The organism is Mycobacterium sp. NGS35, assembly GCF_059812855.1.
The window spans coordinates 143148-165018 of record NZ_JCALDL010000006.1 but is presented as its reverse complement, the minus strand read 5'-3'; the positions used below and the strand labels follow the sequence as shown (position 1 = coordinate 165018).

At 68.4% G+C, this 21871-nt stretch carries 23 protein-coding genes; 14 read left to right on the top strand and 9 right to left on the bottom strand.

Annotated features, from left to right (window positions below; translation table 11 throughout):
• Positions 1 to 44 precede the first annotated feature (44 nt).
• The gene (gene ponA2 / locus AC5Y4C_RS12490; protein ID WP_499907341.1) at positions 45 to 2483 is read right to left on the bottom strand and encodes a transglycosylase/D,D-transpeptidase PonA2; all 2439 of its coding nucleotides are present in this window, start codon (positions 2481 to 2483) and stop codon (positions 45 to 47) included.
• 351 nt (positions 2484 to 2834) lie between these two features.
• On the opposite strand from ponA2, the gene AC5Y4C_RS12485 reads away from it, so the two are divergent.
• On the top strand, positions 2835 to 3191 hold the full coding sequence (locus tag AC5Y4C_RS12485) for a WhiB family transcriptional regulator (protein WP_499961744.1): 357 nt from the start codon (positions 2835 to 2837) through the stop codon (positions 3189 to 3191).
• Between the two features lie 2 nt (positions 3192 to 3193).
• Here AC5Y4C_RS12485 and bagB read toward each other — a convergent pair whose 3' ends face one another.
• Positions 3194 to 4321, bottom strand: coding sequence for an ATPase BagB (gene bagB, locus AC5Y4C_RS12480; protein ID WP_499907337.1), 1128 nt, complete (start codon positions 4319 to 4321; stop codon positions 3194 to 3196).
• Positions 4322 to 4349: 28 nt separating this feature from the next.
• Positions 4350 to 5369 (bottom strand): ATPase BagA, encoded by a 1020-nt coding sequence (gene bagA / locus AC5Y4C_RS12475; RefSeq protein WP_499907335.1) that lies wholly within the window; start codon positions 5367 to 5369, stop codon positions 4350 to 4352.
• Positions 5370 to 5418: 49 nt separating this feature from the next.
• Between bagA and sp36 the strand changes: the two genes are divergently transcribed.
• From sp36 to AC5Y4C_RS12460, 3 genes are read left to right on the top strand one after another with little or no spacing between them, the layout of a single operon-like run.
• Positions 5419 to 5580: a Sp36 family protein gene (gene sp36, locus AC5Y4C_RS12470; RefSeq protein ID WP_499907332.1), complete on the top strand. Its 162-nt coding sequence runs from the start codon at positions 5419 to 5421 to the stop codon at positions 5578 to 5580.
• Positions 5577 to 6032, top strand: a complete 456-nt coding sequence (locus tag AC5Y4C_RS12465) for a RidA family protein (RefSeq protein WP_499907330.1) — start codon at positions 5577 to 5579, stop codon at positions 6030 to 6032. The genes sp36 and AC5Y4C_RS12465 overlap by 4 nt, the downstream gene beginning before the upstream one ends.
• A gap of 22 nt (positions 6033 to 6054) precedes the next feature.
• A complete protein-coding gene (locus tag AC5Y4C_RS12460) occupies positions 6055 to 6831 on the top strand; it encodes an MBL fold metallo-hydrolase (protein ID WP_499961442.1) in 777 nt (258 codons plus the stop codon).
• A gap of 48 nt (positions 6832 to 6879) precedes the next feature.
• Here AC5Y4C_RS12460 and crp read toward each other — a convergent pair whose 3' ends face one another.
• Positions 6880 to 7554: a cAMP-activated global transcriptional regulator CRP gene (crp, locus tag AC5Y4C_RS12455; RefSeq protein ID WP_059101725.1), complete on the bottom strand. Its 675-nt coding sequence runs from the start codon at positions 7552 to 7554 to the stop codon at positions 6880 to 6882.
• 78 nt (positions 7555 to 7632) lie between these two features.
• A complete protein-coding gene (locus tag AC5Y4C_RS12450) occupies positions 7633 to 7896 on the bottom strand; it encodes a hypothetical protein (RefSeq protein ID WP_499961746.1) in 264 nt (87 codons plus the stop codon).
• A gap of 192 nt (positions 7897 to 8088) precedes the next feature.
• Between AC5Y4C_RS12450 and nth the strand changes: the two genes are divergently transcribed.
• The 4 genes from nth to marP are packed head-to-tail and all read left to right on the top strand — an operon-like array spanning position 8089 to position 11419.
• Positions 8089 to 8769 (top strand): endonuclease III, encoded by a 681-nt coding sequence (nth, locus tag AC5Y4C_RS12445; protein ID WP_499907505.1) that lies wholly within the window; start codon positions 8089 to 8091, stop codon positions 8767 to 8769.
• Between the two features lie 9 nt (positions 8770 to 8778).
• Positions 8779 to 9414, top strand: coding sequence for a TlpA family protein disulfide reductase (locus tag AC5Y4C_RS12440; RefSeq protein WP_499961444.1), 636 nt, complete (start codon positions 8779 to 8781; stop codon positions 9412 to 9414).
• A complete protein-coding gene (locus AC5Y4C_RS12435) occupies positions 9411 to 10235 on the top strand; it encodes an NUDIX hydrolase (RefSeq protein WP_499961445.1) in 825 nt (274 codons plus the stop codon). Before AC5Y4C_RS12440 ends, AC5Y4C_RS12435 begins: the two co-directional genes overlap by 4 nt.
• Positions 10232 to 11419, top strand: coding sequence for an acid resistance serine protease MarP (gene marP / locus AC5Y4C_RS12430; RefSeq protein ID WP_499961447.1), 1188 nt, complete (start codon positions 10232 to 10234; stop codon positions 11417 to 11419). Before AC5Y4C_RS12435 ends, marP begins: the two co-directional genes overlap by 4 nt.
• Here marP and AC5Y4C_RS12425 read toward each other — a convergent pair.
• Both AC5Y4C_RS12425 and AC5Y4C_RS12420 read right to left on the bottom strand, forming a co-directional pair.
• The gene (locus tag AC5Y4C_RS12425) at positions 11412 to 12371 is read right to left on the bottom strand and encodes an alpha/beta fold hydrolase (RefSeq protein ID WP_499961448.1); all 960 of its coding nucleotides are present in this window, start codon (positions 12369 to 12371) and stop codon (positions 11412 to 11414) included. The two genes, marP and AC5Y4C_RS12425, sit on opposite strands and share 8 nt — an antisense overlap.
• Entirely contained in the window at positions 12371 to 12889 is a 519-nt protein-coding gene (locus AC5Y4C_RS12420; RefSeq protein ID WP_499961449.1) for a phage holin family protein, read from the bottom strand. The genes AC5Y4C_RS12425 and AC5Y4C_RS12420 overlap by 1 nt, the downstream gene beginning before the upstream one ends.
• Positions 12890 to 13069: 180 nt before the next feature.
• Here AC5Y4C_RS12420 and AC5Y4C_RS12415 point away from each other — a divergent pair, with 180 nt between their 5' ends.
• Positions 13070 to 13705, top strand: coding sequence for a S1 family peptidase (locus AC5Y4C_RS12415; protein ID WP_499961748.1), 636 nt, complete (start codon positions 13070 to 13072; stop codon positions 13703 to 13705).
• Here AC5Y4C_RS12415 and acs read toward each other — a convergent pair.
• Entirely contained in the window at positions 13702 to 15666 is a 1965-nt protein-coding gene (acs, locus tag AC5Y4C_RS12410; protein ID WP_499907315.1) for an acetate--CoA ligase, read from the bottom strand. The genes AC5Y4C_RS12415 and acs overlap by 4 nt on opposite strands.
• A 104-nt stretch (positions 15667 to 15770) precedes the next feature.
• On the opposite strand from acs, the gene AC5Y4C_RS12405 reads away from it, so the two are divergent.
• Complete coding sequence (locus tag AC5Y4C_RS12405) at positions 15771 to 16514, top strand: oxidoreductase (protein ID WP_499961451.1); 744 nt, start codon at positions 15771 to 15773, stop codon at positions 16512 to 16514.
• 404 nt (positions 16515 to 16918) lie between these two features.
• Here the strand turns inward: AC5Y4C_RS12405 and AC5Y4C_RS12400 are convergent, their stop codons facing one another.
• Entirely contained in the window at positions 16919 to 17788 is an 870-nt protein-coding gene (locus tag AC5Y4C_RS12400) for an HAD-IB family hydrolase (RefSeq protein ID WP_499907311.1), read from the bottom strand.
• Between the two features lie 417 nt (positions 17789 to 18205).
• On the opposite strand from AC5Y4C_RS12400, the gene ssd reads away from it, so the two are divergent.
• The 4 genes from ssd to AC5Y4C_RS12380 are packed head-to-tail and all read left to right on the top strand — an operon-like array spanning position 18206 to position 21796.
• Complete coding sequence (ssd, locus tag AC5Y4C_RS12395; protein WP_499961452.1) at positions 18206 to 19264, top strand: septum site-determining protein Ssd; 1059 nt, start codon at positions 18206 to 18208, stop codon at positions 19262 to 19264.
• Positions 19261 to 20427 (top strand): TadA family conjugal transfer-associated ATPase, encoded by a 1167-nt coding sequence (locus AC5Y4C_RS12390; RefSeq protein ID WP_499961453.1) that lies wholly within the window; start codon positions 19261 to 19263, stop codon positions 20425 to 20427. The genes ssd and AC5Y4C_RS12390 overlap by 4 nt, the downstream gene beginning before the upstream one ends.
• The gene (locus tag AC5Y4C_RS12385; protein WP_499907305.1) at positions 20424 to 21224 is read left to right on the top strand and encodes a type II secretion system F family protein; all 801 of its coding nucleotides are present in this window, start codon (positions 20424 to 20426) and stop codon (positions 21222 to 21224) included. The genes AC5Y4C_RS12390 and AC5Y4C_RS12385 overlap by 4 nt, the downstream gene beginning before the upstream one ends.
• Positions 21221 to 21796, top strand: a complete 576-nt coding sequence (locus AC5Y4C_RS12380) for a type II secretion system F family protein (protein WP_499961455.1) — start codon at positions 21221 to 21223, stop codon at positions 21794 to 21796. The genes AC5Y4C_RS12385 and AC5Y4C_RS12380 overlap by 4 nt, the downstream gene beginning before the upstream one ends.
• Positions 21797 to 21871 lie beyond the last annotated feature (75 nt).

Here is a 21871-nt window from a genome sequence, read left to right as displayed (position 1 = left end):
CGTCCTGCGCTTCTATGAAACGCCTGCGTCGGGCTCGCACAGCGTTACGGCGGTGGCTCACCCGCCGGAGGAGGTGGCGGCCCCAGCACCGGCACTGTGATCGGCGGAAGGCCCGGAATCTGCACGACGGTCGAGCCGACCACCGGAATCGGCGGCGGTGCGCCGGGCGGCGGCGGAGGCGGGGCCGGTGGAATGCCGTTGCTGATGTTGATCGTGACGATCGCACCCGGAACGGTCTGTCCGCTCGGTGTGGTGCCGACGACCGTGCCGTAGGAGGCCGTGCTGTTGACCGGGGCGGGCTGGTCCGCGACGCCGAAGCCGGCGTCGCGCAGCCGCTGTTTGGCGGTCTCCACCGTCAGGCCGGACACGCTCGGTACCCGAGAGCCCGGGCCGCCGTCGACGTAGCGGGGATCGGTGGGCGGCAGCTTCACCTCGCCGAAGTCGTTGGCGATCGGCTTCATCGCCTGGAACCAGGTGCGCGCAGGTTCGTTGCCGCCGTAGAGGTTTCCCGATCCGCAGCGGCGCAGCGGCGACGAACAGAGGTCGGTGGGCTCTGCCGAGTCGTCGAAGATGTACACCGCACCGGCGTAGTTGTTGGTGAACCCGAGGAACCCCGACGAGCGGTGCGCCTCGGTGGTCCCGGTCTTGCCGGACATCGGCAAGGTCCACCCGGCGGCGGCCGCCGACCCGGCCGCGGTGCCGTTGCCCTGCGAGTCGTGACTCATCGCGTTGGCGAGCGTGTTCGCCAGCCCCTCAGGGACCACCTGTTCGCACGCCTCGGTGGTCAGCGGAACCGGCTTGCCGTGCCGATCGATAATCTCGGCGACCGGGCTGGGCGGGCACCACATGCCGCCCGACGCCAGCGTCGCCGCCACGTTCGACAACTCCAGAGGATTCAGCTCCAGCGGTCCCAGCGTGAACGAGCCGAGGTTCTGGCGCTTGACGAAGTCGGCCAGGCTCTCGTTGCTCTGCGGGTCGTATGCCCGCGCGGTGCCGGGCTGGGCATAGGAGCGCAAGCCGAGCTTGACCGCCATGTCGACCGCACGCGGCACGCCGATCAGCTGGATCAGCCGGGCGAACGCGGTGTTGGGTGACGTGGCGAGCGCCTCGGTGACGTTCATCGACCCCTTGTATGCACCGTCGTTCTGCACGCACCAGGTGTCCTTGGGGCAGCCGCGCGCGCCGCCGGAGCCCATGCCCTTGGCCTCGAACCGGCCGGGCACCTCGAGTTGAGCGTTGATGCCCATGCCCATGTCGAGTGCGGCGGCCGTGGTGAAGATCTTGAAGATCGATCCGGCGCCGTCGCCGACGAGGGAAAACGGTTGCGGCTGCACGGTTTCGCCCGCGTCGGTGTTCAGCCCGTACGTCCGGTTGCTGGCCATCGCCATCACCTGGTGCGAGTCTTTGCCCGGCTTGATCACGCTCATCACGTCGGCTACACCGTCGAGCGTCGGGCTCGCGATGCCGTCGATGGCCTGCTTGACCGAGTCCTGCACCTTCGGGTCCAACGTGGTGCGGATCAGATAACCGCCGCGAGCCACCTGGTCCTTGCTGATACCGGCACGCGCCAGATAGTCGAGCACGTAGTCGCAGAAGAACGCCCTGTTGCCCGCCGCGATGCAGCCGCGGGGCAGGGCCTGAGGCTGCGGCAAGATACCCAGCGGCTCGGCTTTGGCGGCGCGCAGCGCGTCGGCCTGGGCGGGATAGTTTTCGATCATGGTGTCCAGCACCACGTTTCGCCGCTGCAGTGCGCCGTCGGGGTTGGTGTAGGGATCCAGCGAGGTGGTGGACTGCACCAAACCGGCCAGCAGCGCAGCCTGCTGCCAGTTCAACTCCGAGGCGTTGATGCCGAAGTACGTCTGCGCCGCGTCCTGCACGCCGAAAGCGCCGTTGCCGAACGACACCAGGTTCAGGTAGCGGGTCAGGATCTCCGGCTTGGAGAACGTCTTGTCGAGCGTCAGCGCCATCCGGATCTCGCGCAGCTTGCGCGCTGGCGTCGTCGCCACCGCCGCGCGTCGCTCAGCGTCGCTCTGCGCGGTCACCAGCAGCTGGTAATTCTTGACGTACTGCTGCTCGATGGTCGAGCCGCCGCGGGTATCCGAGTCACCGCCGACATAGCCCGCCAGCCCGGTCAGCGTGCCCTGCCAGTCGACGCCGTTGTGCTCGGCGAACCGCTTGTCCTCGATCGAGACGATGGCCAGCTTCATGGTGTCGGCGATCTGGTCGCTGGGCACCTCGAAGCGGCGCTGGCTGTACAGCCAAGCGATCGGGTTGCCCGCGGCGTCGACCATCGTCGACACCTGAGGGACGTCGCCCTCTACCAGCTGTGCGGAACCGTTGGCCACCACGTCGGATGCCCGGTTCGACATCAAGCCGAGGCCACCGGCGAACGGAAACATCAGCGCGGCGCACAAAACGCCGGCGAGAAGGCAGCACCAAGCCAACTTGACGACCGTCTGACCGGTCGAAGGGCGCTGCGGCATGGGTACAGATTACTGTTCGGATTCGGGGGTGCCGCCCGACGGCTGACACCCGTCCATTCTTGGCCCTGCGGTATTTGCGCAGCATAATTGGCATCCGCGTCAAGTTTTTGCTGGCGCGAGGGAGACGCGCAGTAACGGATCTGTCGCGCGGGTGGGGGTTGTCGGCACGGTCGTCCCAAAAAAACCGGTACCAAACTGTTGCGCAAACGACACCTGACCACCTACTTTGTACTCCTAGTGCGATCTAGGTAACAACAAACCACGCAGTGTGGCGTAGATCGCATGACGAGATCACCGCCGTGGCGCCGCCGTGGCGCCGCCGAGACGACGGCCAGGACGAAGGGGACGCTGGTGTCAGGTAATCGGCCCGTCGCGCGGAGGACCACAGGGGGAAACTCGATGTACAGTTCGTCAGCCGCGGCTGCGGCCGAGGCCCGCATTGCCTGGGTGTCCAAGGCTCGGTGCCGTAATACCGACCCCGACGAACTCTTCGTTCGCGGGGCGGCGCAGCGCAAGGCCGCGGTGATTTGCCGGCATTGCCCCGTCATTGCCGAGTGCGGCGCCGACGCGCTGGACAACCGCGTCGAGTTCGGTGTCTGGGGAGGGATGACCGAACGTCAGCGCCGGGCGCTGCTCAAGCAGCACCCCGAGGTGGTGTCCTGGGCCGACTTCTTCGCCGCCCAGCGCAAGCACCGCACCGCCGGCTGACGTCAGCTGGCGGCCTTCGACGCGGTCAGCTGATCCGCGATCGCGCGCAGTGCGTCGAGGTCGGACACGTCGAACGGCAGTGACGGCACCCCGACGATCGGCACGTGGGGGTTCGCGCCGGTGAACCGTGACAGCAGCCGCACCTCGCGCTTAGCGGTCTGTGCCCGGTCGGCATGGATGCGCAGCACCGCAGCGGCCAGCGACTCGGGATCGTCGGCTTCCAGTTCCTCGGCGGCGTCGACCGCCCGCTCGATGTGCAGGCTGGACAACGTCGGATGGGTGCGGTTGAGGATCAGCCCCGCAAGCGGCATCGCTTCGGCTGAGAGCCGGTCGACGAAGAAGGACGCCTCGCGCAGTGCGTCGGGTTCGGCCGCCGACACCACGACGAACTGCGTGCCGCGGCGCTTCAGCAGCGCATAGGTCCGCTCGGCCTTCTGCCGGAAACCGCCGAACGTGGAATCCAGCGACTGCACGAACGCCGCCGCGTCGGACAGCATCTGCGAACCCAGGATCGTCGATATGGCGCGCATGGCCAGTCCGACGGCGCCGGTGACCAGCCGGCCGATGCCGCGTCCGGGTGCCAGCAGCATCCGCCACAGCCGGCTGTCCATGAAGCTGCCCAACCGTTTTGGCGCGTCGAGGAAATCCAGCGCGTTACGCGATGGCGGGGTGTCCACCACCACCAGGTCCCACTTGTCTTGTGACACAAGCTGTCCCAGCTTCTCCATCGCCATGTATTCCTGCGTGCCGGCCAGCGACGTGGCAACGGTCTGATAGAACTGGTTGTCCAGAATCGCTTGCGCGCGTTCGGATCCGGAGTACTCGACCACCATCTCGTCGAATGTGCGGCGCATGTCGAGCATCATGGCGTGCAGCTCGCCTTGCACCTCCGGGCCCAGCGGCACTCGCTGCGGCGAGTTGCCCAAATCCGCGATGCCCAGTGCCTGTGCGAGCCGGCGGGCCGGGTCGATGGTCAGCACCACGACGGTGCGGCCGTATTCGGCCGCTCGCAACGCCATCGCCGCGGCCGTGGTGGTCTTGCCGACACCGCCGGCCCCGCAGCAGACCACCACGCGGTTGGCTCTGTCGGCCAGGATCGAGGCCATGTCCAAAGTGGGTGCGTTACTCAATGGTCGCTCCGCACGCGTCGCTTCGTACTCATCGAACCCCCTGTCGCCCAAGCTCTTCGGCCAATTCGTAGAGGCTGCCCAAATCGATGCCGTCGGCGAGCTGAGGCAACTCCAGACGCGGCATGTGGATCTGGTCGAGTTGCTCGGCGGCTTCGGCACGGGCCTTGAGCCGGGTGGCGTGTTCGATGGTCTCGGTGAGCAGGCCCGCGAAATCCGCGTCGGGCAGGTTCACCCCCACCTTGGCGAGGTCGGCCCGGACCGTGTCGGCGTCGATGTCGCCTTCGGCTGCCTTGGCCAGATCGTCCGGCTGAAGGTAGACCGGCAGTGTCCGGTTCACGATCACGCTGCCCACCGGCAGGTCCATCTTCTGCAGGTCGTCGATCGCCTCGACGGTCTCCTGCATGGGCAACGCCTCCAGCAGCGTGACGATGTGAATCGCGGTCTGCGGTGAATGCAGCAGTTGCACAACACCTTCCGCTTGCGAGTGCACGGGACCGCCCTTGGCCAGATCCGAGACTGCCTTGGTGACGTCGAGGAACCGGGTGATCCGGCCGGTCGGCGGCGAGTCGACGACGACCGCGTCGTAAGCGGGCTGCCGCGCTTTGTCGGACCGCACCACGGTCTCTTTGATCTTGCCGGTGAGCAGCACGTCGCGAAGTCCCGGCGCGATCGTCGTCGCGAATTCGACCGCACCGATCCGGCGCATGGCCCGGCCGGCGAGGCCGAGGTTGTAGAACATGTCGAGGTATTCCAGGAACGCCGCCTCGATGTCGATGGCCAGCGCGTTGACCTGCCCGCCACGTTCCGCGGTGGCGATCTTGACTTCTTGGTAGGGCAGCGGCGGTACGTCGAACAGCTGCGCAATCCCTTGGCGCCCTTCGACTTCCACGAGGAGCACCTTGCGGCCACCGGCTGCCATCGCGAGGGCCAGCGACGCTGCGATGGTCGACTTGCCGGTGCCGCCTTTGCCGGTCACGAAGTGCAGGCGCGCATCGCGCAGCCGCGCGGGCCAACCGACCTCCGGTCCCGCCTCGCCTATGATTGCCACCTTTGCAGCCTATCCAACGGCCTGGTCGCGACCGCTAGGGTTGGCTTTCATGAGCGAACCGACCCAATGGGAGTACGTCACGGTCCCGCTGCTGATCCATGCGACCAAGCAGATTCTCGACAACTGGGGCGAGCAGGGTTGGGAGTTGGTCACGGTGCTGCCGGGCCCCACCGGGGAGCAGCACGTGGCCTACCTCAAGAAGCCGAAGTGACGGCGTCGGCGCGGCTGGCGGAACTGGGCATCGAGCTGCCGACGGTCGCCCAGCCGCTGGCCGCCTACGTTCCGGCCGTGCGTACCGGAAATCTGGTCTACACCGCGGGTCAGCTGCCGTTGGCCGGCGGCAACCTGGTGCGCAGTGGGAAGGTGGGCGGGGAGGTATCCGCCGAGGACGGTCGGGCGCTGGCGCGCCAGTGTGCGCTCAATGCGCTGGCAGCGGTCGACGCGCTGGTGGGCATCGACGCGGTGACTCGCGTGGTCAAGGTCGTCGGGTACGTCGCATCCACACCGGGGTTCACCGGCCAGCCCGGGGTGATCAACGGCGCATCAGAGCTGTTCGCCGAGGTATTCGGTGAGGCCGGGGTGCATGCGCGGTCGGCGGTCGGCGTTGCGGAGTTGCCGTTGAACGCGCCGGTGGAAGTGGAAGTGATTGTGGAGGTCGCGTGAGCGACGATCGGGCGTGGGTCGCGTGAGCGACCAGCATCCGGCGTATGGCGTGCTGCGGCCGGTCACCGACACCGCGTCGGTGCTGCTGTGCGACAACCCGGGTGTCATGACGCTCGAGGGCACCAACACCTGGGTGCTGCGCGGCCCGGGTAGCGACGAGGTGGTGGTCGTCGACCCCGGTCCTGACGACGTCGAGCACCTGCACCGGGTGGCCGACGTGGCCAAGGTGGCGCTGGTGTTGATCAGCCACCGCCACGAGGACCACACCGGCGGCATCGACACCATCGTCGAGCTGACCGGTGCCGTGGTGCGTTCGGTTGGCAGCGGGTTTCTGCGCGGTCTCGGCGGACCGCTCAGCGATGCTGAGGTGATCGACGCAGCGGGCGTGCGCATCACGGTGATGGCCACGCCGGGACACACGGCGGATTCGCTGTCGTTTCTTCTCGACGATGCGGTGCTGACCGCCGACACCGTGCTGGGCCGCGGCACCACCGTGATCGACGGCGAAGACGGCAGCCTCGGCGACTACCTGGAGTCGCTGCGCCGGCTGCGCGGTCTTGGCCGGCGGGTCGTGCTACCCGGGCACGGACCGGAGTTGAGCGACCTCGCCGCCGTCGCCGACATGTATTTGGCACACCGCGACGAGCGGCTGAACCAGGTGCGCGACGCGCTGGACGAGCTCGGCGGCGATGCCACCGCGCGCCAGATCGTCGAGCACGTCTACACGGACGTCGACGAAAAGCTCTGGGACGCGGCCGAATCCAGCGTCCAAGCCCAACTCGACTACCTCCGCGGGTGAATTCGGTGCGCAAACATGCGGTCAGCGCACGAAAACGCCCCGAAATCGCTACCTAGCGCGACGGGCGAGTCGTTCGGAGTCCGAGATCAGGACGCTTTTGCCCTCCAGCCGGATCCAGCCGCGGTGGGCGAAGTCGGCCAGCGCCTTGTTGACCGTCTCGCGCGACGCGCCGACCAGCTGCGCGATCTCCTCTTGCGTCAGGTCATGGGTCACCCGCAGCGCTCCGCCTTCTTGCGTGCCGAACCGCTGGGCCAGCTGCAGCAGCTGTTTGGCCACGCGCCCGGGCACGTCGGTGAAGATCAGGTCGGCGAGGTTGTTGTTGGTGCGGCGCAGTCGGCGGGCCAGCACTCGCAGCAGCTGCTCGGCGATCTCGGGCCGGTCGGCGATCCAGGCGCGCAGCGCGTCGCGGTCCATCGACACCGCTCGCACCTCGGTGATCGTCGTCGCACTGGAGGTACGCGGCCCCGGGTCGAAGATCGACAGCTCCCCGAACATGTCCGACGGACCCATGATCGTCAGCAAGTTCTCACGGCCGTCGGGAGAGCGACGGCCGATCTTCACTTTGCCGGAGATGATGATGTACAGGCGGTCGCCCGGCTCGCCTTCCGCGAACACGGTGTGCCCGCGCGGGAAGTCGACCGGCTGGAGTTGTTTGGTGAGCGCGGCGACGGCGCTGGGCTCGACGCCCTGGAAGATTCCGGCCCTGGCCAGGATCTCGTCCACGTTGCCCCTCTTAAGCTGTCAGGTGTTAAGTCAACAAGCGCCGACCCGTCGGATCGGCACGGTTTCGACACTTCGACGCTACACAGAATCCGCACGTCGAGTCGGTCGAAATTGCGGATTTGCCATCGCATGCACAAGCCGGGCGTGAGCACTCGAATAATGTTCGACGCCGTGGGTGCGCCGGGCCTGGAAGGAATCCAGTGCCTCCGGCATGCCGTCGCGAGCTAGCGTCCGCATGTCCCCGGCCCGGGCTTGCGCTAGGAACTCGGCGACGTCGGCGGCTCCCACACTTCCGCAATCCAGGTGGCTTTCCAGCCGCTGCAGCCCAAAGGTCGCCAACATCAGCAACCCAGGGATGAGAGCAACGAAGAGCCAAGACACAGGCACAAAGTAAACACGTCCAAGGTCTCAGCACGATCACGAAATCTCACCGGTCAGTACGCTTGCCTGGTGACTGCGAGCAGGCGAGCCGCGCCATCGGAGCGGCGGTGGGCCACCGAGACGCGGCTCGGCCTGGTTCGTCGGGCTCGGCGGATGAATCGCAAACTGGCGCAAGCGTTTCCCCACGTCTACTGCGAACTTGACTTCACCAACCCGCTCGAGCTCACCGTCGCGACGATCTTGTCGGCGCAGAGCACCGACAAGCGTGTGAACCTCACCACGCCCGCGCTGTTCGCCCGCTACCGCACCGCCCGCGACTACGCCCAGGCCAACCGCGCCGAACTCGAAGAGCTGATCCGGCCCACGGGCTTCTACCGCAACAAGGCCAGCGCGTTGATCAAGCTCGGCCAAGCGCTCGAGGAACGTTTCGATGGCCAGGTGCCGTCGACCATGGAGGAGCTCGTCACGCTTCCCGGGGTGGGCCGCAAGACGGCCAACGTGATCCTCGGCAACGCGTTCGGCATCCCCGGCATCACTGTGGACACGCACTTCCAGCGGCTGGTGCGGCGGTGGCGGTGGACCGAGGAGACCGACCCGGTGAAGATCGAGAAGGCAGTCGGTGAGCTGATCGAGCGCAGCGAGTGGACGCTGCTGAGCCACCGGGTGATCTTCCACGGCCGACGGGTGTGTCACGCCCGGCGGCCGGCCTGCGGCGTGTGCGTCCTGGCCAACGACTGCCCGTCGTTCGGGCTGGGCCCCACCGAGCCGCCGATCGCCGCCGCGTTGGTGAAGGGGCCCGAAACCGAGCACCTTCTTGCGTTGGCTGGGTTGTAGCTTGCCGCGATGAGCAGGTCCACCCGCTGGACGATTGCGGTGCTGATTGTGGTGGCGGCAATTGTCACCGCGCTGGCATTGCAGCTGCGCGAGACCGCCGCGCCCCGCACGGCGCCAGGCAGGCCGACGGTCGCGTCGCCCAACTCCGCCGACCTCGCCGCGTTGCGCCGGCGCGCCGCGCTGCCGCCGTGCCCGCCCGACGGCATGGGGGCGGGTCCGCAGGCGCTGCGCGGGGTGACCGTGCAGTGCCTGGCGGACGGCACCGCGGTGGACACCGGACGCGTCGTCGCGGGGCGGGCGGTGCTGCTGAATCTGTGGGCGTATTGGTGCGGACCGTGCGCGCAGGAGATGCCCGCGATGGCCGAGTACCAGCGCCGCGTCGGTGACCGGCTGACCGTGATCACCGTGCACCAGGACGACGACGCCGCGGCGGCCCTGTCTCGGTTGGCCGACTGGGGAGTACGGCTGCCGACGTGGCAGGACGGCCGCCGGCAGGTGGCCGCCGCACTCGGCGTGCCGAATGTGATGCCTACCTCTGTGGTGGTGCGTGCGGACGGTAGCGTTGCCCGCATCCTGCCGCGGGCGTTCGCCAGCGCCGACGAAATCGCCGACGCGGTCGATCAGACGATGGGAGCGCCGCGGTGAGTCTGGAGCCGCAGGGCCGGCGACATGGATCTTCAGCGGGCCAGACGCAGGTGCTGACCCCGGATGCTGCACCACCGTGGCTGCAGCCGCTCGTTGAGAACGTCGGTTGCCTGCCGGCTGCCTACCGGCGCCGCCTGCCGGCCGAGGTGCTCGCGATGGTCACCGCGGCCAACGCGACCGCCAAACTCGCGGGCAAGCCGCGCGACGCTGCGGTGCTCGCGCTGTTCTCCGGACCCGACGACGCGCCGCCGGGCAGCTTCCCGCACGACGCCGACCTGCTGCTGACTGTGCGCGCCTCGTCGCTGCGCCACCACGCCGGCCAAGCCGCGTTCCCGGGCGGAGCCGCCGATCCCGGCGACACCGGGCCGGTTCACACTGCGCTGCGCGAAGCGCAGGAGGAGACGGGCATCGACCCGTCGCGGCTGACACCGCTGGCCACGCTGGAGAAGACGTTCATCCCGCCCTCGGGTTTCCACGTGGTGCCCGTGCTGGCCTACTCCCGCGATCCCGGCCCCGTCGCGGTGATGGACCCTGCGGAGACCGCGATCGTCGCGCGAGTTCCCTTGCGCGCGTTCGTGAATCCGCAGAATCGACTGATGGTGTACCGCAAGACGCTGACCCGGCGGTTCGCGGGTCCGGCGTTTCTGCTCAACGAGATGCTGGTCTGGGGGTTCACCGGGCAGGTGATCGCGGCGTTGTTGGACTGCGCAGGGTGGTCGGTGCCGTGGAACACCGACGACGTGCGCGAACTCGACGAGGCGATGGCCTTGGTGGGCGGTAGGGGCGACACCGGGGAGGACTACCTGGAGGCGCGGCGGTGACGGCATCGCAGTGGTTCGACCTCGCGGTGATCGCGGTCGCGTTCATCGCGGCGATCTCGGGCTGGCGGTCGGGCGCGCTCGGGTCGCTGATGTCGTTCGTCGGCGTGGTGCTGGGCGCGGTCGCGGGTGTGTTGCTGGCGCCGCACATCGTCGAGCACATCGCCGGACCGCGCACCAAACTTTCCGTCGCGCTGTTCTTGATCCTCGGGCTCGTGGTGATCGGCGAGGTCGCCGGTGTGGTGCTGGGCCGGGCGGTGCGCGCCGCGATCCGCAGCCGCTCGCTGCGCACGGTCGACTCGATCGTCGGCGTGGCGCTGCAGGTGGTCGCGGTTCTGGTGGCGGCGTGGCTGTTGGCCTCGCCGCTGCGGTCGTCGGATCAGCAGATGCTGGCCCAGGCGTTCGACGGGTCGATGATTCGCAAGGAGGTCGACCGGGTCGCGCCGAGTTGGCTGCAGACGGTACCCAACCGGTTGTCGGCGTTGCTGAACACCTCGGGCATCTCCGACGTGTGGCAGCCGTTCGGCCGCACCCCGATCGTGCCGGTGGACGCACCGGATGCCGGCTTGGTCAACAGCGCGGTGGTGACGGCCACCCGGCCGAGCGTCGTCAAGATCCGGGGCCTGGCCAACGGCTGCCAGAAGGTACTGGAGGGCACCGGCTTCGTGGTCAAAGAGGGCCGCGTGATGTCCAATGCACACGTGGTCGCAGGCGCGGACAGCGTCACCGTGGAGTCCGACGGCACCACCTACGACGCCAAAGTGGTCTCCTACGACCCCAACGCCGACATCTCGATCCTCGAGGTGCCCCATCTCCCGGCGCAGCCGCTGTCGTTCGCCGACGGGCAGGCCAAGTCCGGCACCGACGCGGTGGTGCTGGGCTATCCAGGCGGCGGCACGTTCGTCGCCACGCCGGCGCGTATCCGCGAGATCATCGAACTCAACGGCCCGGACATCTACCGCACCACGACGGTGGCCCGTGAGGTGTACACCATCAGAGGCACTGTGCGCCAGGGTGATTCGGGGGGACCGCTGATCGATCTGGACGGTCGGGTGCTCGGCGTCGTGTTCGGCGCCGCGGTCGACGACCCCGAGACCGGCTTCGTGTTGACCGCCAAAGAGGTGGCCCGGCAGATGGCCAAAGTGGACAACGCCGACCCGGTGCCCACCGGCGCGTGTATTACGTGAGCCGTCGGCCGTAGACGTGGGCGAGGAACCGCGTCAGCTGCTCGTTGACCACGCCCGGTGCCTCTTCGTGGCTGAAATGCCCTGCGCCCGAGACTGATACGAAGCGACCGTGTGGCGCATAGCGTTCGGTGCGGTGTACCGGGTCGGCGAGCACGTAGGGGTCCGCGTCGCCGCGCAGGTGCAGCAGCGGCACTGCCAGCTGACGATTCATCGACCGCATGAAGCGGTGGCCTTCGGTGCGCAGTTGACTGCGTACCGCCCAGCGTTGGTACTCGAGCGCACAGTGTGCGGCGCCGGGAATCTGGATGGCCTGGCGCAAATGGCGCATGGAAACCGAAAAGTCTTCTGTATCAAGCCATTTCGCGCCACTACGGGAACCTACCAGCGTTTCCAGCGCTGCGCCGTCGCGGCGGGTGAGCCAGTGTTCGGGCCACATCGGGACCTGGTATTTCAGCAGCGACGGCAGCAGCGCACGGCCCTGGTCGCGACGGGTCAGCGCCGACGCGCGCAGCGCCGCGGGGTGAGGTGAGCTGACCACCGCGATGGCGCGCACCAGCCGCGGGTGCAGCGTCGAGGTCGCCCAGCAGACCAGCCCGCCGTCGGCGTGACCGACGAGCGTGGCCGACGAATGACCCAACGCCCGGATCAGCCCGGCCGTGTCGCCGGCCAGTGTCCACCCGTCGTAGCCGCGCGGCGGCTTGTCGCTGGCTCCGTAGCCCCTCAAGTCGACGGCCACCACGCGGGCTCCGCGCAACCCCGTGAGCTGATGGCGCCACGACCACCAGAACGATCCAAACCCGTGCAGCAGCACCACCAGCGGCCGGGCCGACACCGGGGTGTCCGACGGGCCCGGGTCGGCCTCCACGACGTGGAACCGGATCCCGTTGGCGTGCACCTCCATATGCCGCCATGGCCCGTCGATCCTGACGACCGACGGCGCAGGCGCCGGCACTAAGCGCCCGAGGAGTCAGACCGCGAAGGCGAGGCCGGCGGCCTTCCGTTGGCCTGGGCCACGCCGCGGTGGTCGTGCGACGTGAACACCTCACGCGTCTCTTTGACCGACTCGATCGTGTCGCGCGGTCCCCGGATACGTCGCACCTTCAGGTAGCCCAGCAGCGCCAGCACGGCCGTCGTGATCAGCATGACGCCGAACACGATCAAATACGACGCCCAGCGGGTCAGCCATTCGTCGAGCAGGGTCGCGACGAAAAAGAAGAAGAAGAACGTCGAGTAGAACAGCACCACCAGCGCGGCAATGAAGAACACGCTGCCCGTCAGGCCGCGTTTGACGTCGCGGGTGATCTCCGCACGGGCCAGCTCCACTTCGGCGCGCACCAGGGTGGACACCTGGGCGCTGGCCTCTTTGACCAACTCGCCGAGCGACGGGTTGGGCGGCAGGACATGCGGATCCGTCAACGGGATCGACGTGATGGTGCTCGGGACTGCGTTTCTGCGATCGCCGTTGCTCACGGACTGTCCTCCCGCTGGTTGCTTCTGCCGGATCTGGCCGACACCGTAGCCTCGGTATCCGAAGCGCTCGCTTGTCGATGGGTTATGTTGCCACGCGGGCCGCAAGGCCACGAGGTCGAGGAGCAATTGTTGAAGATCGGGCACCGCTGCGGGCTGGTGCTGGCGGTCGTCTTGCTCTGGATGTCGGCGGCAGGGATCGCGGCGGCCGACGGCAAGGTTCCGCTCGGCGGCGGCGCGGGCATCGTCGTCGACGGCAACACGCTGTGCACACTCACCGCGATCGGCACCGACAACAAAGGCAACTTGGTCGGATTCACGTCCGCGCATTGCGGCGGGCCGGGCGCCCAGGTAGCCGCCGAGGGCCTCGAGGGCGCCGGCACGCTGGGTGTGATGGTCGCCGGCAACGATGCGCTCGATTACGCGGTCATCAAGTTCGACCCGGCCAAAGTGACGCCGGTGAACAACTACAAGGGATTCGTGATCAGCGGTATCGGGCCCGACCCGACGTTCGGGCAGGTCGCGTGCAAGCTGGGCCGCACCACCGGCTACTCATGCGGAGTCACGTGGGGACCGGGCGAGCAGCCCGGCACCATCCTCAGCCAGGTGTGCGGCCGCCCGGGCGATTCCGGAGCGCCGGTGACCGTCGGCAATCAGTTGGTCGGGATGATCCACGGTGCGTTCAGCGAAGAACTGCCCACCTGCGTCGTCAAGTACATCCCGCTGCACACCCCGGCGGTCGCGGAGTCCATCAACGCGGTGCTGGCCGATCTCGCCGCGAAGAACCGTCCCGGCGCGGGGTTCGTCCCGGTCCGCTAGTTCTCCGCCCTACTGTTGCGAATCGCTTCGAACACCCCGGGATCCACCAGCGTCGAGGTGTCGCCGAGTTCGCGGCCTTCGGCGACGTCGCGCAGCAACCGGCGCATGATCTTGCCGCTGCGAGTCTTGGGCAGCTCGGGCACCACGTGGATCTCCTTCGGCCGGGCGATCGGCGAGATCTCCTTGGCCACCTCGGCGCGCAATTCCTCGCACATGTTGTCGCGGGGTTTGTCGGCGGCGCTGGCTTCCAGGATCACGAACGCGATGATCGCCTGGCCGGTCTGCTCGTCGCTGGCGCCGACCACCGCGGCTTCGGCCACGTGTGAATGACCCACCAGCGCCGACTCCACCTCCGCGGTGGAGATGCGGTGCCCCGACACGTTCATCACATCGTCGATACGGCCCAGCACCCAGATGTTGCCGTCCGGGTCGTAGCGGGCGCCGTCGCCGGCGAAATACCAGCCCTGCTTCTCGAAGCGTGACCAGTAGGTCTCCTTGAACCGCTCGGGGTCACCCCAGATGCCGCGCAGCATCGCGGGCCACGGCTGATCGAGCACCAGATATCCGGTCGAGTGCTCGCCCCAGTCCGGACTGGGTTCGATGCGGTTGCCGTCGTCGTCGACGATTTGCGCGCAGATTCCCGGCAGCGGCGCCATGGCGGAGCCCGGCTTGCAGGCGGTCACGCCGGGCAGCGGCGAGATCATGGCCGCCCCCGTTTCGGTCTGCCACCAGGTGTCGACGACCGGAGTGCGGTCGCCGCCGAACACTTTGCGGTACCAGCGCCATGCCTCCGGATTGATCGGTTCGCCGACCGAGCCCAACAGCCGCAGGCTGGACAGGTCGTGTGCGTCCGGGTATTCGCGGCCCCACTTCATGAACATGCGGATCAGCGTCGGCGCGGTGTAATAGATTGTCACGCCGTACTTTTCGATGACCTGGAAGTGCCGGTGCTCGTCGGGCGAGGCGGGCGTGCCCTCGTAGACCACCTGGCTGACGCCGTTGGCCAGCGGACCGTAGGTGATGTAGGTGTGGCCGGTCACCCAGCCGATGTCGGCGGTGCACCAGTACACGTCTTCGTCGGGCTTGACGTCGAACACGTAGTAGTGGGTGTACGCGGCTTGGGTGAGGTAGCCGCCGCTGGTGTGCATGATGCCTTTGGGCTTGCCGGTGGTACCGGACGTGTAGAGCAAGAACAACGGGTGCTCGGAGTCGAACGCCTCCGGTGTGTGTTCGGGTGCAGCGGAGTCGACGGTCTCGTGCCACCACAGGTCGCGGCCCGCCGTCCACGGTACGTCAATCCCGGTGCGCCGCACCACAAGAACGTGCTCGATACTGTCCTGTCCGTCGACGGCCTCGTCCGCCGATTCCTTCAGCGACACCGCCTTACCGCGACGGTATTGGCCGTCGGTGGTGATCAAGAGTTTGGCCTGGGCGTCTTCGATGCGTGCCCGCAGCGCAGACGCGGAGAAGCCCGCGAACACGACACTGTGCATGGCACCGAGGCGGGCGCAGGCCAGCATCGCGACGATCGCCTCAGGCACCATCGGCATGTAAATCGCCACGCGGTCACCGGCTTTGACGCCCAGATCAGTCAGCGCGTTGGCGGCCTTGCACACCTCGTCTTTGAGTTGGGCGTACGTCAGTGTGCGGCTGTCGCCGACGGGCTCGCCCTCCCAGTAGATCGCGACCCGGTCCCCGTTTCCGGCCTCCACGTGGCGGTCGACGCAGTTGTAGGCGACGTTGAGCTTGCCGCCGACGAACCACTTCGCGAACGGCGCATCGGACCAGTCCAGCACGTCGGTGAACGGCGTCTCCCACGCGAGCCGGTTCGCTTGCTCGGCCCAGAACGCCAATCGGTCCGATTCAGCAGCCTTGTACAGCTCGGCAGTGGCGTTGGCGCGCTGGGCGAATTCCTCTGACGGCGGGTAGGTGGCGGGGGCTTCGGCTTGCGTCTCGGTCATAGCTGTGAGCCTAGTCACTCGACGTTGCCTGGTGCAGCGCTGCGGATTGGGTGCGCGCCGCACCGGTTTACCCGAAACGCCCCCGCGCGGTTAGCGTCACGGGCGTGACCGATCCACTGGCTCCGCTCGCCGAGCTGCCCGGTGTTGCCGACGCGAGCGAACGCGTTCGCGAAGCCCTCGGCAAGGCGCACCGGCACCGCGTCAATCTGCGCGGCTGGCCGGCGAGTGCGGCGGAGGCCGCCGTGCGGGCGGCTCGGGCGTCGTCGATGCTCGACGGCGGCGCGCCCCGGTTCCCGGCCGACGGGCTGGGCGGCGGTCCGATCCTGGCCGGCGCACTGCGGGTGGCTGAGGCGTTGCAGGGCGGGCAGACCGCGTTGGTGAACGTTTGGCAGCGCGCACCGCTGCAGGCGCTGGCACGGCTGCACGCACTGGCCGCGGCGGATTTGGTGGAGGCCGACGCATTGGGTCGCCCCCGCGAGGGCGCGGCGGGACGGCTGGAACTGCTGGCCAAGCTGATGACCGGCGGCAGCACAGCGCCGGCCCCGGTGCTCGCGGCGGTCGCGCACGGCGAGATGCTGACGCTGGCCCCGTTCGGCAGCGCCGACGGAGTGGTGGCTCGCGGAGTCTCGCGGCTGGTGACCCAGGCCAGCGGGCTGGATCCGCACGGCCTCGGCGTGCCGGAGGTCTATTGGATGCGCCATGTTGCCGAATACCGGTCGGCTGCCGAACAATTCGCCACCGGCACACCCGAGGGGCTGCGGCAGTGGATTCTGTTGTGCTGCCGGGCATTCGAGAAAGGCGCCAGCGAAGCACTGGCGATCGCCCAGGCGGTCTCGAGACAGACGTGAAGCGGGCGGCGATCCGAATCGCTTCGGCGCGCCGCCCGCTAGCGCGGACCTCCGGTTACCAAGCGTGCAACGTGGGTTGCGTGGGTGGCCTCGGCGTCTTGCGATGCGCTTCAACTGCTGCCCCACCCAAGGGGCTGTCGTGTTGTCCGCTTTCCGCAATCACGCAGGCCCGCAACACTTCTGCCTTTATGCGGCGTGCTCCGCGTGGGTACCGGGATCCGCGCTGGGTAGTCCGGCTCGGGAGATCGGGATCTTCTCTTCCGATCCGATCTTGGCCTCGCCGGGCTGCCGTGGTTCCTTTGTACTACGTGACCATCGTCACATCAAGGGCGTGCGCGTCGTCGTAACGCCGTCGACGCAAAACCACCGGTCTGCGGCAACCAACGCCGCTGCGAGACTCCAGGTCAGAGAACGAAGCGCCGCAGCAGCGAGTACGTCAACGCACCGGCCGCCAGCGCGCTGACGCCCACGGCGGCAGTGGTGGCCACCGCGGCGGTCGACGGTGCCGGAATGCGGTCGCGCAGTGACACCGGCTTGGAGAACGTCAGCACCGGCCAGCCCCGCGCCGCCGCCTCCTTGCGCAGCGCGCGGTCTGGGTTGACGGCCGTCGGATGACCGACCGCCTCCAGCATCGGTAGGTCGGTGATCGAGTCGGAATATGCGTAGCAGTGTTCCAGCAGGTAGCCCTCGCGGGCGGCCAGCTCGCGGACGGCCTGTGCCTTGCCTTCGCCGTAGCAGTAGAACGCGACCTCGCCGGTGTATTTGCCGTCCTTGACCACCATCCGCGTCGCCATCGCGTGAGTGGCGCCCAGTGCGCGGGCGATCGGCGCGACGATCTCCTCACCGGACGCCGACACCACCACCACGTCGCGCCCGCACAGCTTGTGGTCGGCGATCAGATCGGCGGCTTCGGCGAACACCAGCGGATCGACGATGTCGTGCAACGTCTCTGCCACAATCGATTTCACCTGCTCGACGTCCCAGCCGGTGCACATGTTCATCAGGTAGGACCGCATCCGGTCCATCTGGTCGTGGTCAGCGCCTGACATCAAGAACAGGAACTGCGCATAGCTGGACTTCAGAACAGCGCGTCGATTGATCAACCCTTGGTCGAAGAACGGTTTGCTGAACGCCAGCGTGCTGGACTTGGCGATGACGGTCTTGTCGAGGTCGAAGAACGCCGCGGTCTTGGTGCGCCCGTTGGGGATAGCGTCGGCCGAAGGGGTGAACTGCGTCGTGGTCAGCGGTGTGGAGGCCTGATCTGAGACGGTCACGGCTTCAGCATAGGGCGGTCGATCGCAGCGCATTTGTTCCTGTCAAATGTCAGTTCGAGTCACGTGGCGGGGGCTGCAATCCCGTGTTGGCTCAGGGTTATCGATGTTTTCGGCTCTTGCGCCATTGTCACGCCACGTGTGTATAGTGAGCATTACTCGGCTTATGCCGGGTGTGCATCAGCCCGACCCCCCGGGGCTGATACACGACGACCCTCGCCTCCTCCCCCCCTGGCGGGGGTCGTCCCTTTTGGCGGGGAAGTCACACGATCCATCTTCTCCGCGGCCCGTCTTCTCGGCGTCACCGTCGAAATTCGCTGTAGTGCCCGGGATCACAGCCGTTGTCCACACCTTCGCATTCATCCACAGATTCGGTGAAGGCACTGGAAGCGCGCGTGCTGTGCGGCGCAGGCTGAGCCGATGACATCGACAGCGGGCGTTCTGGGAATCGTCGACGACCCCATGTTGCGCGACGACGTCGACCGCGTGGGCGCAGCAGTCGGCGTTCGGATTGTTTACTACACCGATGCCATCAGCCGCCGCGAGTGGTCTGCGGCGGGTGCGGTCATTGTCGACCGGGCCGCCGTGGTGCGTCGCGCCGTCAGCGGGCTCCCGCGACGGCCGCGGGTGATCTTGGTCGTCAGCGACGAGCCGCAACCGGCAACGTGGCAGACAGCGTTATCGCTTGGGGCACAACATGTTCTGCGATTGCCGCAACAAGAAGCAGAGCTTGTCGACGTGCTGGCCGACGCGGGCGAAAGCGACCACTCGGCGCGTGGAAACGTGGTCGCTGTCGTCAGCGGCCGAGGCGGTGGGGGAGCCTCGATTTTCAGTGCAGCGTTGGCGATTGCGGCGAACGAGAGTTTGCTAGTCGATGTCGACCCGTGGAGCGGTGGGGCGGACTTGTTGCTCGGCTTGGAAGGCCGGCCGGGGCTGCGGTGGCCCGACATCGCGGTCGAGAACGGGCGGCTCAGTCTCGGCGCGGTGCGTGACGCGTTGCCGTCACGGGATGGCGTCGGTGTGCTGTCGGGTGCGCGCCGCGGAAGCGAGATCACCGCCGCAGCTTTGCTGGCGATCGTCGACGCGGGCCGTCGCGGTGGTGCCACGGTGGTGTGCGACGTCCCCAGACGTCTCACGCAGGCCGCGGAGGCCGCCTTGGACACGGCCGACTTGGTCGCACTCGTGACGGCATGTGATGTGCGGTCGTGCGCGGCGGTGTCGGTGATGGCGTCGGCGCTGCTCGGTATCAATCCGAACGTCGGGCTCGTCGTGCGTGGGCCGGCTCCGGGCGGATTGCGCGCCGCGGACATCGCCCGAGCGGCCGATCTGCCATTGCTGGCGACCATGCGTCCAGAGCCCAACTTGTCCGAGCGCCTGGAACGGGGTGGCTTGCGGGTGCGCCGCCGCTCACCGCTGTCGATGGCCGCGCGCCGTGTGCTGGCGGTGGTGGAGCGTCGTCGGGTAGCGGCGGCGGCATGACCACGTCACTGATCGACCGGGTGCGTGAGCGGCTGGCCGCGGAAGCCGCGCCGCTGCGGCCGAGCGTTGTCGCCGCCGCGATCCGGGCCGAGTCCGGCGGCGTGCTGGGCGACACCGAGGTGCTCACCAACTTGCGCGCGCTGCAGACCGAACTGACCGGCGCCGGAATTCTCGAGCCGCTGCTGTGTGCCGACGGCGCCACCGACGTACTGGTCACCGGTCCCGATGCGGTGTGGGTTGACGACGGAAAAGGGTTGCGCCGCAGCGATGTTCGGTTTTCGGACGAGGCTGCCGTGCGTCGGCTCGCTCAACGGCTGGCGCTTGCCGCAGGTCGCCGCCTCGACGACGCTCAGCCGTGGATCGACGGCCACCTAACCGGGATCGGCAATCGGGAGTTCGCGGTCCGGCTGCATGCGGTCCTGCCGCCGCTGGCCGCGGGTGGCACCTGCTTGTCGCTGCGTGTGCTGCGCCCCGCCACGCAGGATCTGCCGGCGCTGGTGCGGGCCGGCACCATCACGCACGACGCCGTGGACCTGGTGGAGCGGATCATCGCCGCGCGGCTCGCGTTTTTGGTGACCGGCGGCACCGGCGCCGGCAAGACCACCCTGCTGGCCGCGACGCTCGGCGCGGTGTCGGCCGACGAACGGATTGTGTGCGTGGAGGACGCCGACGAACTGGCGCCTCGTCACCTGCACTTTGTGAAGTTGGTGGCCCGTGCGGCCAACGTGGAGGGCGTCGGCGAGGTGACTGTGCGCGATCTCGTCAAGCAGGCGTTGCGGATGCGGCCGGACCGCATCGTGGTCGGCGAGGTCCGTGGTGCTGAGGTGGTGGATCTGCTTGCCGCCTTGAACACCGGCCACGACGGTGGCGCCGGCACTGTCCACGCCAATCGGCCCGCGGAGGTGCCGGCCCGGCTGGAGGCGCTTGCCGCACTCGGCGGCCTCGATCGCGCTGCCCTCCACAGCCAGCTCGCCGCCGCGGTGCAGGCGGTGCTGCATGTGCGCCGCGACCGCGACGGTGCCCGGCGGCTCGACGAGATCGGGGTGCTGGCACGCAGCGGTAACGACCCGGTCGATGTGGTGACCGCTTGGCACGCGGATACCGGACCCGGCCCCGGCGCGGGCATGTTGAGTCAGCTGCTGGCGGCTAGGGGCGCTCGGTGACCGGCGTCGCTGCAGCGGCGCTGTCCTTAGCCGCTGCACTGATCGCACTGCCCGTCTCGTCACGGCACCGCATCGTCGCGGCAGGTCTGGTGGCACCCCGACGCGCCAACACCGCACATCTTCGGCCGGTCGGCGTCTGTGCGGCTGGTGTGACGGCCGCGGTGGTGCTGCCGGCCGCCGTGGTGCTGGCGGCAGCGATGCTCGGCGGCACGCTGTTTTTGCGCCGCCGAAGACGAGCGCGGCGGCGGCGCGTCGACGAGGAGTCGCACGCGCTGGAAGCGGCACTCGACGTCCTGGTCGGCGAACTACGCGCCGGCGCCCATCCCGTGGCCGCGGTCCAGGTCGCCGCAGCGGAGTCACACGGCACTGTTGCGACGTCCTTCCGCGCGGTCGGCGCACGGGCGCTGCTGGGCGCCGACGTGTCCGCCGGGCTGCACAGCGTGGCTCAGCATGCCGCAACGCCCGGCTACTGGGAACGGCTCGCGGTGTGCTGGCAGCTCGCCCACGCACACGGCCTCACCATGGCGTCGCTGGTGCGTGCGGCGCAGCGTGACGTCGTCGAACGTTCCCGGTTCAACGCACAGGTGATCGCCGGAATGGCCGGTGCACGGGCCACCGCGACGGTGCTGGCGGCGCTGCCGCTCGCCGGCGTCGCACTCGGTGAATTGCTGCACGCCCATCCGGTGCGGTTTCTGTTGTCCGGCGGGGCCGGCGGCTGGCTGCTGGCGATCGGCGTGGCGCTGGTCTGTTGCGGGCTGCTGTGGTCGGACCGGATCACCGGGAGGGCGCTGTCGTGACATCTGCCGCGCTACTGCTGGCCGCTGCCGTGATCCTGGCGCCGGGTCCGGCGGCCGTGCGCCGCCGCGCCGGGCTGATACCGCCCGCGCCGGGCCGCCGGAGAAGCCAGACCAAGACCGATCCGCTCGCGGTCGCGGCCAGCCTCGACATTTTCGCGGTGTGCCTGACCGCCGGAATGGCCGTACCAGCGGCTGCCGCAGCGGCCGCACCGACGGCGCCGCCGGCATTGGCCGCGACGTTGCGCCGCGCCGCCGACATGCTGGCGTTGGGCGCCGATCCGTCGGCGGCGTGGTCGGCGCCGGCCGGCAAACTCGACCGTCACTGCGAGGCACTGCTGCGGTTGGCCCGCCGCTCGGCCTCGTCAGGTGCCGCACTCGCCGACGGGGTCGCCGAGCTGGCGACAGCTGTGCGCCATCAGGCCGCCGAGGCCGCCAGGGCCGCCGCGGAGCGCGCCGCGGTGCTGATCGCCGGCCCGCTGGGTTTGTGTTTCCTGCCCGCGTTCGTGTGCCTCGGAATCGTGCCGGTGGTCGCCGGCTTGGCCGGTGAGGTGTTGGGGTCAGGGTTGCTGTGACGAAATGCGTTGGAGCAGAACAGTTTTCGATTGGAAGGGGACGAGGGTGACGCGATGGCAGCATCTGAAAGCAAG

What these genes read in the sequence shown, in the direction of transcription:
- acs (WP_499907315.1), bottom strand. Translation starts at nt 15,666, where the DNA reads ATGACCGAGACGCAAGCCGAAGCCCCCGCCACCTACCCGCCGTCAGAG.
- AC5Y4C_RS12415 (WP_499961748.1), top strand. Translation starts at nt 13,070, where the DNA reads ATGTCGGCGGCAGGGATCGCGGCGGCCGACGGCAAGGTTCCGCTCGGC.
- ponA2 (WP_499907341.1), bottom strand. Translation starts at nt 2,483, where the DNA reads ATGCCGCAGCGCCCTTCGACCGGTCAGACGGTCGTCAAGTTGGCTTGG.
- sp36 (WP_499907332.1), top strand. Translation starts at nt 5,419, where the DNA reads ATGAGCGAACCGACCCAATGGGAGTACGTCACGGTCCCGCTGCTGATC.
- AC5Y4C_RS12440 (WP_499961444.1), top strand. Translation starts at nt 8,779, where the DNA reads ATGAGCAGGTCCACCCGCTGGACGATTGCGGTGCTGATTGTGGTGGCG.
- AC5Y4C_RS12450 (WP_499961746.1), bottom strand. Translation starts at nt 7,896, where the DNA reads ATGTTGGCGACCTTTGGGCTGCAGCGGCTGGAAAGCCACCTGGATTGC.
- ssd (WP_499961452.1), top strand. Translation starts at nt 18,206, where the DNA reads ATGACATCGACAGCGGGCGTTCTGGGAATCGTCGACGACCCCATGTTG.
- nth (WP_499907505.1), top strand. Translation starts at nt 8,089, where the DNA reads ATGAATCGCAAACTGGCGCAAGCGTTTCCCCACGTCTACTGCGAACTT.
- AC5Y4C_RS12390 (WP_499961453.1), top strand. Translation starts at nt 19,261, where the DNA reads ATGACCACGTCACTGATCGACCGGGTGCGTGAGCGGCTGGCCGCGGAA.